The organism is Bacillus sp. R45 (assembly GCF_021729365.1).
Lineage (GTDB): Bacteria > Bacillota > Bacilli > Bacillales > Bacillaceae > Bacillus > Bacillus velezensis.
The window spans coordinates 864,875-877,212 of sequence record NZ_CP091421.1 but is presented as its reverse complement, the minus strand read 5'-3'; the positions used below and the strand labels follow the sequence as shown (position 1 = coordinate 877,212).

At 47.1% G+C, this 12,338-nt stretch carries 14 protein-coding genes and 1 tRNA gene; 3 read left to right on the top strand and 12 right to left on the bottom strand.

What is annotated here, in order from left to right; all coding sequences use genetic code 11:
* Nucleotides 1-37: 37 nt before the first annotated feature.
* From prkA to queG, 7 genes are all read right to left on the bottom strand, one after another.
* Nucleotides 38-1,933: a serine/threonine protein kinase PrkA gene (prkA, locus tag L3V45_RS04525; protein WP_003155391.1), complete on the bottom strand. Its 1,896-nt coding sequence runs from the start codon at nt 1,931-1,933 to the stop codon at nt 38-40.
* A 358-nt stretch (nt 1,934-2,291) separates the two neighbouring features.
* Nucleotides 2,292-3,002 (bottom strand): hypothetical protein, encoded by a 711-nt coding sequence (locus tag L3V45_RS04520; RefSeq protein ID WP_032858320.1) that lies wholly within the window; start codon nt 3,000-3,002, stop codon nt 2,292-2,294.
* A gap of 11 nt (nt 3,003-3,013) precedes the next feature.
* Complete coding sequence (locus L3V45_RS04515; RefSeq protein WP_024085053.1) at nt 3,014-3,727, bottom strand: polymer-forming cytoskeletal protein; 714 nt, start codon at nt 3,725-3,727, stop codon at nt 3,014-3,016.
* Nucleotides 3,718-4,350, bottom strand: a complete 633-nt coding sequence (locus L3V45_RS04510) for a YhbD family protein (protein ID WP_024085052.1) — start codon at nt 4,348-4,350, stop codon at nt 3,718-3,720. Before L3V45_RS04510 ends, L3V45_RS04515 begins: the two co-directional genes overlap by 10 nt.
* 137 nt (nt 4,351-4,487) lie before the next feature.
* The gene (trmL, locus tag L3V45_RS04505; protein ID WP_007610253.1) at nt 4,488-4,970 is read right to left on the bottom strand and encodes a tRNA (uridine(34)/cytosine(34)/5-carboxymethylaminomethyluridine(34)-2'-O)-methyltransferase TrmL; all 483 of its coding nucleotides are present in this window, start codon (nt 4,968-4,970) and stop codon (nt 4,488-4,490) included.
* A gap of 36 nt (nt 4,971-5,006) precedes the next feature.
* Nucleotides 5,007-5,918: an amidase domain-containing protein gene (locus L3V45_RS04500; protein WP_025852208.1), complete on the bottom strand. Its 912-nt coding sequence runs from the start codon at nt 5,916-5,918 to the stop codon at nt 5,007-5,009.
* 76 nt (nt 5,919-5,994) lie between these two features.
* A complete protein-coding gene (gene queG, locus L3V45_RS04495) occupies nt 5,995-7,155 on the bottom strand; it encodes a tRNA epoxyqueuosine(34) reductase QueG (protein ID WP_003155403.1) in 1,161 nt (386 codons plus the stop codon).
* 84 nt (nt 7,156-7,239) lie between these two features.
* Between queG and L3V45_RS04490 the strand changes: the two genes are divergently transcribed.
* Nucleotides 7,240-7,863, top strand: coding sequence for a hypothetical protein (locus L3V45_RS04490; protein WP_003155405.1), 624 nt, complete (start codon nt 7,240-7,242; stop codon nt 7,861-7,863).
* Nucleotides 7,864-7,952: 89 nt separating this feature from the next.
* On the opposite strand, the gene L3V45_RS04485 is transcribed toward L3V45_RS04490, so the two are convergent.
* Nucleotides 7,953-8,026: transfer RNA gene (locus L3V45_RS04485), tRNA-Gly, on the bottom strand.
* Nucleotides 8,027-8,214: 188 nt separating this feature from the next.
* Here L3V45_RS04485 and L3V45_RS04480 point away from each other — a divergent pair.
* Nucleotides 8,215-8,418 (top strand): helix-turn-helix transcriptional regulator, encoded by a 204-nt coding sequence (locus L3V45_RS04480; RefSeq protein WP_003155407.1) that lies wholly within the window; start codon nt 8,215-8,217, stop codon nt 8,416-8,418.
* Nucleotides 8,415-8,882: a hypothetical protein gene (locus tag L3V45_RS04475; protein WP_024085048.1), complete on the top strand. Its 468-nt coding sequence runs from the start codon at nt 8,415-8,417 to the stop codon at nt 8,880-8,882. The genes L3V45_RS04480 and L3V45_RS04475 overlap by 4 nt, the downstream gene beginning before the upstream one ends.
* Nucleotides 8,883-8,902: 20 nt before the next feature.
* Here the strand turns inward: L3V45_RS04475 and rpsN are convergent, their stop codons facing one another.
* The 4 genes from rpsN to L3V45_RS04455 all read right to left on the bottom strand — a co-directional run bounded on the left by rpsN (nt 8,903) and on the right by L3V45_RS04455 (nt 12,330).
* Entirely contained in the window at nt 8,903-9,172 is a 270-nt protein-coding gene (gene rpsN, locus L3V45_RS04470; protein WP_007610245.1) for a 30S ribosomal protein S14, read from the bottom strand.
* 174 nt (nt 9,173-9,346) lie between these two features.
* A complete protein-coding gene (gene ssuD / locus L3V45_RS04465; protein WP_057080138.1) occupies nt 9,347-10,483 on the bottom strand; it encodes an FMNH2-dependent alkanesulfonate monooxygenase in 1,137 nt (378 codons plus the stop codon).
* Nucleotides 10,484-10,507: 24 nt separating this feature from the next.
* Entirely contained in the window at nt 10,508-11,341 is an 834-nt protein-coding gene (locus L3V45_RS04460) for an ABC transporter permease (RefSeq protein ID WP_057080139.1), read from the bottom strand.
* Complete coding sequence (locus L3V45_RS04455) at nt 11,341-12,330, bottom strand: aliphatic sulfonate ABC transporter substrate-binding protein (protein ID WP_057080140.1); 990 nt, start codon at nt 12,328-12,330, stop codon at nt 11,341-11,343. Before L3V45_RS04455 ends, L3V45_RS04460 begins: the two co-directional genes overlap by 1 nt.
* Nucleotides 12,331-12,338 lie beyond the last annotated feature (8 nt).

Genomic DNA, 12,338 nt, shown 5'->3' with positions numbered 1-12,338 from the left:
GTCCTTTTACAGACGGGCCTCTCAATGAAATCAAATATCAGCGGTTTAACAAGCTTCCGACATACTTCAGCAGTTCATTAGCGCTAGTCGAATTATAGCCGTGTTCATCTATTAACCTTGCCACTACCTCATTGACCTTTTTAAGCTGCTGTTCATCCGGCGTTTTGGTGGAGGTCGTAATTTTCACTACATCTTTTAAGTCTGCGAACAGCTTTTTCTGAATCGCTTCGCGGAGTCTTTCGTGCGAATTATAGTCAAAGCGTTTTCCTTTTCTTGCATAGGCGGATATGCGGATTAAGATTTCTTCGCGGAACGCTTTTTTGGCGTTTTCTGAAATGCCGATCTGCTCTTCAATGGATCTCATCAGTTTTTCGTCAGGATTCATTTCTTCACCCGTCAGCGGATCGCGAAGCTTATTTTTATTGCAGTACGCTTCCACATTATCTAAATAATTGTCCATGAGAGTTTTCGCGGATTCTTCATATGAATAAACGAACGCCTTCTGCACTTCCTTTTTGGCGATGTCATCGTACTCTTTCCTGGCGGCGGAAATAAAATTCATATACCGCTCTTTGTCCTCGGCGGAGATGGACGGATGCTGGTCGAGTCCTTCTTTTAAGGAACGCAGCACGTCAAGCGAATTGATGGATTCCATATTTTTTCTGATAATCGTTGAGGAAATGCGGTTGATGACATAGCGCGGGTCGATACCGCTCATTCCTTCATCATGGAATTCCTTCTTCATATCCTCCAGATCAACGGAATTGTAACCTTCAACGCTTTCTCCGTCATAGAGCCTCATTTTTTTGACGAGATCAATATCAGAGCGGTTCGGTTCCTTCAGCCGGGTCAAAATAGAAAACATCGCAGCCACTTTTAATGTATGGGGGGCGATGTGTACGTCAGAAACATCACTTTCAGAAATCATTTTTTCATAAATCCGTTCTTCCTCTGACACCTTTAAATTATAAGGAACAGGCATCACGATGATCCTGGAGTGAAGGGCTTCGTTTTTCTTATTGGCAATAAACGAGCGGTACTCCGTTTCGTTCGTATGCGCAACAACCAATTCGTCGGCTGAGATGAGCGCAAACCGTCCGGCTTTGAAATTCCCTTCCTGCGTGAGTGACAGAAGGTGCCACAGAAATTTTTCATCGCATTTCAGCATTTCCTGAAATTCCATCATTCCGCGGTTCGCTTTATTTAATTCACCGTCAAACCGATAAGCGCGCGGATCTGATTCCGAACCGTATTCGGCAATCGTCGAAAAATCAATGCTCCCCGTCAAATCGGCGATATCCTGTGATTTCGGATCAGACGGGCTGAAGGTTCCGATTCCGGTACGTTTATCCTCCGAGAAGAATATACGTTCAACTTTAACATCCTCAATTCTGCCGCCGTATTCTTCTTCAAGCCGCATGACATTAAGCGGAGAAAGGCTGCCCTCAATTCTGATGCCGTATTCTCTGTAGAAGTCGTCGCGCAGATGATGGGGAATGAGATGGAGAGGATCTTCATGCATCGGGCAGCCTTTAATGGCGTAAACAGCGCCGTTATCTGTCAATGAGTAGGCTTCAAGCCCTTTTTTCAGCATGGTGACAAGAGTTGACTTTCCGCCGCTGACGGGTCCCATCAATAGTAAAATCCGTTTTCTTACATCGAGCCGCTTGGCAGCCGGGTGAAAGTATTCCTCCACGAGCCGTTCCAGAGATTCCTCAAGGCCGAACAGCTCCCGCGAGAAAAAGCTGTATGTCTTTTTCCCGTCATCCTCCTCGATTCCGCTGTCTTTTATCATATTAAAAACGCGAGAATGAGCAGACTGCGCGACCAATGGATTTTCTTTTATGATCTCCAAATAATCAGCGAACGTCCCTTCCCATTTGAGACGCTGCTCTTCCTCTCTGTACTTTTCAATTTTCTTTAATATATCCATAAGAACCTCCTCTATCATGGTTAATGCACTAGAAATAAGGTACTTTGTTACAATCTATGCGGTGACGTGATAATACATGCTTTTCGTTTCTTAAAAATAAAGACGTTATAAGGCCGTCATTGACAAGGGTCCGGTGCACCGTTCATAATGAAAGAAATACAGTTTCATCCAGACTCGGACATCAAATGGAAAAGCAAAGAGGAGGAGACATGATGAAAACGATCATTTTACTTGGGGTCATTCTCACTTTTTTAGTATCCATTTTTACTGCGGGTTACGACAGCAAACCTGAAAACAAATAACGGCAAAAGGGTGCTCTTAATGAAGAGCACCCTTTCCTGTACAACATAACAATGTTTCATATTTGAATATGTTCTTGGACAGTTGATTTTTCATGAGACTTGCAGCTTGTTTGATACTCGATTTTTCCGATTTTGCAGCCCGGGCCGATTTCCACACGCTTCCCTCTGACGATGTCCGCTTCCGTGTATTCGAGGTAAACTGCGTCTCCTTCGATCAATTCAGCAGAAAGCATGCCGGCTTTCCGTTTAAGAAAACCGGGTTTCCGTCTGACGGTAATCGATGTGCCGCCGATTTCTTTCACGCGGCTTCGGTCATAACGCAAATGGATGTTTACGTCCCCTGCGTTTAACAATCCCGCCACATTGATACATCCTGTTACATGAAGCAGCTCCGTCTCGCAATCGCCGCCGACGGTGAGACTGCCTTTTATATGACACTGTTCCCCCGCGGCCCCGCCGCCAATTTCAGCAAGTCCTTTCAGCCTCATCCTGGCGAAACGCATGGAGCCGCCAATTTTCAATGTGCCGATCACATTTGCTGAATGTGCTGATAAATCTCCTGCAACTTCATGCTCTCCGAAAATTTTCAGCCTGTTGATCTCGGCATCTCCGAGAAAAAGTCCCGTGCCGAATATCCGGCAGCGTTCGCTTTGAAGTCCTTCGCCGACAGTTCCTTCCCCTTTAATGCTTACATTTTGGTAGGAACCGCCGGAAGCGTGTCCGGCTCCGTACATTTTTAAATGACTCAATTTTTTTGTCGTTTCCATTGCAGCTCCTCCTATCGTTTCACGACTTTGTTAACCAAAGCGGTAGGATCACATGTAAAATCGCCGCTGTATTCCACCGTCCCAATGGTGCAGCCCGCGCCGATCCGCACATGATTTCCGCGGACTGTCTTCGCGTTCGTGTCCGCCAATTCAATGATGTCACCCTCAATCAGCTCTGCTGTCAGCACCGGGGCCGGCATCAGCTTAAAACGCGTAAGCACGCTCTTTCTGCTCATCACTTTCAAATGGCGGCAGCCGATTTCTTTCACATGGCTTTCTCCCGCCGCCAGCTTCATACTGACTTCATCGGCATTCAGCAGGCCGCCGATCTTGCATTTGCCTTCCGAACGGAACGTCTCTGTCTCGCAATCACCTTCAATCCCGGCTTTCCCGGATATGAAAATATCATCAGCTTTCACACCGCCGCCGAAAGACGAAAATCCCGCAACGTTCAGCCGCTCCGTTTTGACATCACCTTTAATGACACCCGTTCCGTTGATACGGATGGATTCAGCTTCGGCACTGCCGGAGATTTTCCCCGAACCGCTGATTGTCAGCGTTTGCGTCTTGACATGTCCGTCTGTTTTTCCGCTGCCGTTAAACAAAAGGCTCGTGCACTCCACATCACCCGACACCGTGCCGCTCCCGTTGATCTCCACTGTATGAAAACGGCCTCCTTTTGAACTTCCCGAACCGTTAATGATTAATTTATCTGTTACTTCCATTGATGGTCCTCCTGCATCCATTTCGCTTTTAATTCTTCCGATGCCGCAGCAAGCGCCACCCGTTCAACCACTTTGACAGTCGGTTCAAATAAAATATGTTCCGCGTCTGCGATGAAGCACGTCGTTACGCCGAGCTTTCGGAGCATGACAAGCTCCGTATTCGCTTTCAGCTCGGAAGCCTCATACGTCTTCAGCACCCCCGCCGCCAATTTTCCTTCCTCAAGGCTGATATTGCCCGATTGCAAAAGCCCTTCAAGCACATATAAAGACAGCAGCGCGCGGGACGTGAATGTCACGCCGTCTTCGCCATAAACTTGCAGCGCGGCTTTTGAAATCAGTCCCTTTTGAAGCAGTTCCGCAGACGTTATATTGACATCAGTCATTTGCGGAGACAGCATTTCTCTCATTTCATCCAGAGACAGATTTTCTTTCATTTCCTGTATTTTTGAGATGCGTTTTAATATTTCCGCTCTCGGAAAAAATGTTTCCTGGCCTGTAAACGTCGATTTTCGGATAAACCATTCTTCAGGAATTAAATTTTTCCGTTTCCACCGGTACAGCTGCCCGTATGAAATTGATGTTTCTTCCAGCAATTCTTTTTTAGAAATCAGTTGTTCCTCCATGAATCCAGCTCCTTCGATGAACGTATTGTAACATAACACTGTTACGTTGTTAAGCCTGGAAATATAAAAATGCCGTAAACCGCTGCTGCCTGTCTTTTTTATTCAATAAAAAAACGCCCGGATGCGGGCGTTTTTTCTCACGTCAAATCTCTGTAATTTTGCTGGCGCAGCGCTTCATATACAAGAATCGCGGCCGTGTTGGACAGATTTAATGATCTCACATGCTCGGTCATCGGCAGACGCAGGCAGCGGTCCATATTGTTTTCGATCAATTCTTTCGGAAGTCCGCTCGTTTCTCTGCCGAATACGAAGAAAAAGTCTTCCTCCGTATTTGAGTAATCAAATGATGTGTGCGGCTTTTGACCGAATTTTGTAATGAAGAAAAACTTTCCGTTCTCATATGCTTCAAATAACTCTTCCAATGAATCATGATATACGACGTTGACGAACTCCCAATAATCGAGTCCGGCGCGCTTCAGCATTTTATCATCGGTTGAGAATCCGAGCGGGCGGATCAAATGAAGCGTTGTGTCTGTTGCCGCACAAGTACGTGCGATATTTCCCGTATTGGCCGGGATTTCAGGTTGATATAAAACGACATGTAATGCCACGATGTTCACCTCTGTTTTTTATTCCGCCCACCATTATATCATTAATTACTCTTTTGTCGTATCATCCGTAATATGAAAAAACGCATATCTGATGGAAGGAGTATACGCCGTTGAATCCTCATATGACCAATATCTCATCCTGCTGTCATACGTTTGGGCATTGACGAGCGGCATATTGCTTTTATCTTTTGCGACCACGATCGCCGTATGATTAAAACGGCCGTCTCCTTCAAAATCATAGCAAATGATATCTCCGGGCATCAGTTCTTCAGCTCTTGATACTTGCACTGCGCGAAGCCCTGCCTTGGATTGGGCCAGATACATCTTCATCGAATGCGCGACCGTCCAGCTGTAGCTCCACGAGCTTGCCTTCATCCACCAGCCTGAGCCTCTGTTCGGATGCCCCCGCATCGGTGCTTTTCCGGCATGTAAACATTGGGAAATAAAATTGGTGCAATTATCGCTGAAATTTTTATAAGCGGGGTTTCGTTTATTCCAAAACTTCTCCGCGTACTGCACGGCAGCCAGACGGTCGTATTGAAACGCCCGCCCGAAATCTTCCCGTTCACTCCGCTCATATTCAATTACGCTGTTTCCGTCAGAAAATCCAGCCGGTTTTTTCTTTACTTCCCGGTCTTTAATCAAAAGCTCATCATAGAGAAATGCAGTCCGTTCCTCAATCTGCTCTTCTAAGTAAAGGTGTCCGTCATGCTCCTTGCACAAATATTCGAAATGAATCGTGTACATGACACATAACGTGCCGTCGTCCTCAAGACTGCTTTTGACAATGACGGCCTTTGCCTTCGCTTTCACGATATCAACTTTCCGTTTTTCAAACAGCTCTTTTTTTCTCGTCAGGACCTCAAGATCGCCGGCCTGCCCATTCTGCCTCATCTCAGTTCCGTTAATTAAATAATGAAGCCGGGCCTCCGCTAAATCTTCAATAATATGCTTCAAGCGCTCCACCCACCATACGATTTTATAAAGAAAAAACACTTGAACTCCGGCCAAGTGCTTTTTCTCTATACATATGTCAGGACCGGCCGGTTTTAGTCTTCTCAGAAACCGATAACAGCTCCAGTCCCTTTTCAATTTCCCGTATGGCGTCCTCATCCTGCTCCTTTTGAAGCGCTTTTTCTAATTCCTCCGCATAATCAGGATCACCGATTTTCCCGATGGCCCAGGCGGCCGTACCCCTGATGACGGGGCGCGGATCTTGGTGCATCAAGGCCGTTAATTCCGGAAGAGACGAGGCATCTTTAAAATGAGCCAAAGCTAAAATCGCATTCCGCTGTATCGGCTTCTTGCCGCGCCATGATCCCGATACATGTCCGAATTTTTCTTTGAATTCGCGGTTGCTTATGGTCAAAAGCGGCTTTAACAGCGGCTTTGCGATTTCCGGATCAGGCTCCATCTGCGGATGAAGATGAAAATCTTTCCCCTTATTAATCGGACAGACCGTCTGGCACGTGTCACAGCCATACAGACGGTTTCCGATTTTCGTGCGGAACTCATCCGGCAAAAATCCCTTTGTCTGGGTCAGGAACGAAATACAGCGCTGGGCGTTAAGCTGTCCGGGATTGACGAGGGCGCCGGTCGGACACGCGTCTAGACATTTTGTGCACGTACCGCACATATCTTCAATCGGCACATCCGGTTCAAAGGGCAGATTGGTGATCATTTCAGCCAGATAGACGTAAGAACCGTATTCAGGCGTGGTGATCATGCAGTTTTTGGCGCTGAAGCCGATTCCCGCCCGTTCAGCAACGGCCCTGTCGGACAATTCTCCTGTATCCACCATTGACTTTGTGCGGATATCCTCATGTTTGCTTTGGAGAAAATTCTCCAGCAGATCAAGCTTTTCCCGCAGCACATCATGATAATCCTTCCCCCAGGAAGCTCTGCAAAAAATGCCGCGCCGCCCGTCCCTCGTGCTCCTCGGCGCATCTTTCATTTTGGAAGGATAAGCAAGGGCGATGGCGACGATTGATTTGGCTTTCGGGAGAAGCAAAGACGGAGTAACCCGTTTTTCAATATCCGGCTCTTCAAAACCGGATAAATAGCCGAGTGATTCCTGAAGAATCAGCCGGTCCCGCAGACTGTCGAACGTATCAGCCGTTGTAAACCCGATTTTGTCAACTCCGATGCTTTTGGCGTATTCGATTAATTCCTCTTTCAGTTTATGAATATTCATTTTTTGCACAGCCTCCTTTCTTTGTGATCAGGCTCCCGCACGGGTATAATAGAGTTTTATCATCCCGAAATGGAGTGAACACACTTGAACATCAGTTTAGATCCACTTATTGCTGAACGGGTGCCGGGGATCAAAGCGGCAGCCGTCTTATATGAACAGATCGAAGTCGGGCCCGCTCCGCAAATGCTGAAAGGCCGCCTCCGTTTATTTCAAGAATCTCTTTACTTTGATTATGCTGACAGCGGTATAGATGAGCAGCCTTTTGTTAAAGAGTGGGCGCGTATAATGGAACAGCTCAGCCCCGCCTTTTCAGGACAAAAAACGCCGATGGAGCTTATGCTCGGCGATATTTCCCGGGAACGATTCATTGAAAGTGTGAATTCAGCCCATGATACCATACTTTTTTTCTCCTTGAAATATTCATTGCCTATCATGGCGTATGACGCCGCAGAAATAGATGAACCGATTTCGATTACAATCGGAGAAAAAGAACACGTACTTGCTTTCTCCGACTCTGGCGGCATTTTCGGCGGCCTTACCGGACATATCAATACCCGCCCTGTAACAACCGGCACAAAGAAAATGCTGCAGCTGATCTTTTTCCCGCCTTCATTTCATGCCGACGCGGCGGATGAGCTGCTATCATCCTTAACCAAAATGTTTGAACAAATTCACGGAGGCACACATACCGTCTCTTGGCTTTCATAAAAAGACACGCCTTCGTGTCTTTTTTCACATAAAAAAACGCAATACTTCGTTTATCAGAGAAACGAAACACTGCGTTAATAACGTATGTATGGAGCGGGTGATGAGAATCGAACTCACGACATCAGCTTGGAAGGCTGAGGTTTTACCACTAAACTACACCCGCATCAAAGTTTTTTGTCAGTACCGATTTGATGTTTCTAATATTACATGTATATTTTTTTTTCGTCAAGGGAATGTTAAAAAATTTGTCGAAAAAAATTCTTTTTTTGTCCACATGTTAAGTTAGGTTTACATTTTGTTAAGAATCTCATACAATATAAAAAAGAAGAAAACTTGAGGTACGCCCTGATGATGAAAAATAAAGTAAAAGAGCTGAGAGCCAGATTCGGCTATTCTCAGGAAACGCTCGGAAAAGAAGCCGGAGCCACCAGACAGACGATTGCAGCGATTGAAAAAGGAGATTATGTGCCTTCACTCTTATTGGCGCTTAACATCTGCCGGGCTTTCTCACTGCCGATGGAGGAAGTTTTCTGGCTGGAGGAGGAGAAAAAATGAGTTTGAAAAGAAAAGCGTGTTTTCACCTTGCACTCTACGGATTGGCCTGCTGGACGCTTATTTCCTTTATGGAAGCGGCGCCGCGGATCGCTCAGTTTTTCCAAACGGAGGGGAGCGGTGCATTTGAGCTGAATATCACTCCGTTTCTGCTGTTTACCGTTTGTGCCGCATTGTATATCTATGCCGAAAAGAAAAAACGAAACGGCAAAAAGCATAGGCTAGTGCCCGATGAATTTGAGGAACAGGATGAAAGAGAACGAATGATGACGGCTAAAGCTTGCCGTTCCTCGTATATCGCCGTTTACTTCTCATTGCCGGCCGCAGCCGTTCTGCTTTTGTTTTATCCGCTGATTCAGCCGCATCTTCCTTTTTTTCCGATTCTTTTGATTTTCATTCTGATGATGATTCAGCATTTGGCTTATGTTTTCACTTTTCATAAGCACGGCAAAAACTCCGGTTCATGACAGATCCGGAGTTTTTTACATTACCAGCTCGCTTTTTTCACCCCGGGAATCCGGCCTTTATGGGCCAGCTCCCTGAATGCGATTCTGGACAGTTTAAATTTTCTCATATATCCGCGGGGCCGCCCCGTCACTGTACAGCGGTTATGAAGCCTGGCCGGAGCAGAATCACGCGGCAGTTTGCTCAGCGCTTCCCAGTCTCCTTTTGCCTTTAATTCTCTTCGGATGTCCGCATATTGTTCAACAAGCTTCTGCCGCTTGAGCTCTTTAATTACTTTTGATTTTTTTGCCATTTCAGCACTCCTAACAAATCGTAATAATTACGTTTTGTATCATATCATCCATATGAGCATCGTGCAAGCTAAGCGCTTAAAAAGGCGGGTGAATACCCGCCTTCACTGCCGGCATTTCCCCGGAAATGAAACCGCAGAAAGCACCCGCCATCAATGATCCGCCTTGCGACGTCATCAGACTGTCGCTTTATTTCCTCTTGCAAAATGGTCGTTTCCCATTGCTTCACCCAATCTGCGCTCAAGCTTTTTAGTCCGCTCATTCTGAAACGGCAGAAGCGGAAACACGAGTTCAGCCAGATAATAAGCTTCTTCCAGATGCGGATAGCCTGAAAAGATAAACGACTCAATGCCGAGTGCCTGATACTCTAAAATTCGATCAGCGACAGTCTGCGGATCACCGACAAGCGCCGTGCCCGCTCCGCCTCTGACCAGTCCGATGCCGGCCCAGAGATTCGGGCTGATCTCAAGCTTCGAGCGGTCACCGTTATGAAGATCGGCCATCCGTTTTTGTCCCGATGAATCAGCGCGCCGGAGCGCAGCCTGCGCTTTCGCAATTGTCTCTTCGTCTAAATGGCTGATTAATCGTTCAGCCGCTTCCCATGCCTCTTCCTCAGTCTCCCTGACAATCACGTGAAGTCTGATGCCAAAACGCATCGTCCTTCCTTCCTTCGCAGCCTGTTTTTTAACGGTTTCAATCTTTTCTTTTACCTGCTCCGGCGGCTCTCCCCATGTTAAATAGACATCTGTTTGTTTCGCAGCAGCCTCAATTCCCGCTTGTGATGAACCGCCGAAATATAATGGCGGATGCGGAGACTGTTTTGGCGGAAACAGGAGGTTGCTGTTTTCCACTTTGATATGGTCCCCTTCATATGTCACCGTTTCGCCCCGCATGAGTCCGCGCCAGACGGTTAAAAATTCTTCAGTCGCCTTATAACGTTCATCGTGGCTGATAAACATACCGTCTCCCGCCAGTTCATAAGGATCTCCGCCCGCTACGACATTTACGAGCAAACGGCCGTCTGACAGCCGGTCCATTGTCGACGCCATTCTCGCGGCGACAGACGGCTGCATCAGTCCCGGACGGACCGCCACTAAAAATTTCAAGTCACTCGTTTCCCCCGCTAAAGCGGCAGCCGTCAGCCACGGGTCTTCACATGATCTCCCCGTCGGCAGCAGAACCCCCGTATACCCGAGTCTGTCCGCCGCCTGTGCCACTTGCTTAAAATAAAGATGATCCGCCGTTCTCCCTCCCGTTTGCGTCCCTAAATACCGGCCGTCACCATGCGTCGGAATAAACCAAAGAATCTCCATATGAATCTCTCCTTTTTTAATAGGTTACCCTTCATAACTGTTCCGCCATTTTAATAGTTTCCGTTCGAGCATTCTGACCAATGCATCTGTCAGCTTGCCGACAGCCGCAAAAATGATAATGCCGACAAACACCTTATTTGTCTGTGAAAATTGTCTGGCATCCATAATCATATAACCGACGCCCTCGCTCGATCCCATCAGTTCCGCCACCACGAGACCGAGCCACGCAATGCCTAGAGAGAGCCTGATGCCGAGCAGGATATTCGGCAGAGATGCCGGAAGAATTAATTTCGTCATCTGCTGATACCAATTAAATTCCAGCACCCGCGCGACGTCAAACAGCTTCGCGTCCACACTGCGGAGTCCGAGAAACGTATTAATATACACGGGGAAAAAAGCTCCCAATGCGATCAGCAGAATTTTAGATGTCTCATCAAATCCGAACCACAAAATGAACAGAGGAGTCACGGCCAAGTGCGGAACCGTCCTGAGCATTTGCAGAGACGGATCAAGATATGCTTCCGTCCGCTTTGAAAAACCGACCAGCAGCCCGAAAACAAGTCCGAGGCCCGCGCCAAGCAGAAATCCGGCAGCCGCCCGGTATAAACTGATCTCTAAATGACCCCAAAGCTCACCTGAAAGAAGAAGTTCCTGAAACGTCTGCAAGATGACGACAGGCGACGGGAGCACCGCGGCCGAGACGATGCCCAGACTTGCGATAAACTGCCATACTGCGATGACCGCAGCCGGGAGTACACCCCCCTTCACCCATTGGTATGAATACTTCCGGGATCTTGCCAGAGCTTTCTTTTCTGATTGGCTTATTGCGCCGGCAGCCGTTGATGCTTCTGCTTTCATTACTTGCCATCCCCCGTTTCAAGCGCTTTTTTAATAAATGAATTGTCGACAACGTCTTTTACATGAATTTTCTTATGAATCGCTTTTGTTCGATATTGAAAATCAGCGGTTTCCTGTTGGGCTTTGACAATATCATCATCGATCGGTTCATTGAGAGGCTCAGTATTGTTAAGCACGTTTCTGACGACTTTCGGATCAAGATGTTTGATTTTCGCATATAAGGAGACGGCTTTATCTTTGTGTTCCTTTTGCCATGTAACTGCTTTATTGAACACTTTCAGAAAACGGACAACCTCATCCGGGTGTTCTTTGGAAAATCCCGTTCTGACTAATGTGAAACCGGGAGAATATAAATCTGTGCTTTCTCCGTTCGCCAATATTTCCGCCCCGTGCTGCAGCGTTTCAATCGACAAATACGGCTCCCAAATGGACCATGCGTCAACTGATTTGTTTTCAAAAGCGGAAACCGCCTCATCAGGCTGAAGCTGGATGATAGTGACGTCATCGGCGGAAAGCCCCGCTTTATCTAAAGCTTTATAGAGAAAATCAAAGCCGCTGCTGCCTTTGGCTACGGCGATTTTTTTACCTTTCAATTCTTTCAGGCTCTGAATCCCGCTGCCCTTGTTTACGAGAATGCCGTTTGCCTTTAACCCGTCCTGAGACAGCCCGATCTCTTTAAAATCAATTCCCGCCGCCTGACCGGAAATGACCGGTGAATTGCCGACCTGGGAAAAATCAAGCTTATCGGCGGCAAGACCTTCAAATTGCGGAGGACCGCTTTGGAATTCGACCCATTTTACTTTTATTCCGTCTTTTTTGAAGGCCTCTTCAAACCAGCCTTTTTCCTTGGCAATGAGAAGCGGGCTTAAACTCTGCTGGATGCCGATCCGGATTTCTTTCACCGTTTTCCCGCTCCCTCCTGTCCCGTCGGCACTGCATCCGGCTGACATCATGACTGCTGCGGCTAAAAGAATGATGATTTTTTTCACTTCGCTTC

Bases quoted from the DNA above. Each gene is read 5' to 3' on its own strand.
- prkA (WP_003155391.1), bottom strand. From the start codon at position 1,933: ATGGATATATTAAAGAAAATTGAAAAGTACAGAGAGGAAGAGCAGCGT.
- L3V45_RS04520 (WP_032858320.1), bottom strand. From the start codon at position 3,002: ATGGAAACGACAAAAAAATTGAGTCATTTAAAAATGTACGGAGCCGGA.
- L3V45_RS04515 (WP_024085053.1), bottom strand. From the start codon at position 3,727: ATGGAAGTAACAGATAAATTAATCATTAACGGTTCGGGAAGTTCAAAA.
- L3V45_RS04510 (WP_024085052.1), bottom strand. From the start codon at position 4,350: ATGGAGGAACAACTGATTTCTAAAAAAGAATTGCTGGAAGAAACATCA.
- queG (WP_003155403.1), bottom strand. From the start codon at position 7,155: ATGAATATTCATAAACTGAAAGAGGAATTAATCGAATACGCCAAAAGC.
- L3V45_RS04480 (WP_003155407.1), top strand. From the start codon at position 8,215: ATGAAAAATAAAGTAAAAGAGCTGAGAGCCAGATTCGGCTATTCTCAG.
- L3V45_RS04475 (WP_024085048.1), top strand. From the start codon at position 8,415: ATGAGTTTGAAAAGAAAAGCGTGTTTTCACCTTGCACTCTACGGATTG.
- rpsN (WP_007610245.1), bottom strand. From the start codon at position 9,172: ATGGCAAAAAAATCAAAAGTAATTAAAGAGCTCAAGCGGCAGAAGCTT.
- ssuD (WP_057080138.1), bottom strand. From the start codon at position 10,483: ATGGAGATTCTTTGGTTTATTCCGACGCATGGTGACGGCCGGTATTTA.
- L3V45_RS04460 (WP_057080139.1), bottom strand. From the start codon at position 11,341: ATGAAAGCAGAAGCATCAACGGCTGCCGGCGCAATAAGCCAATCAGAA.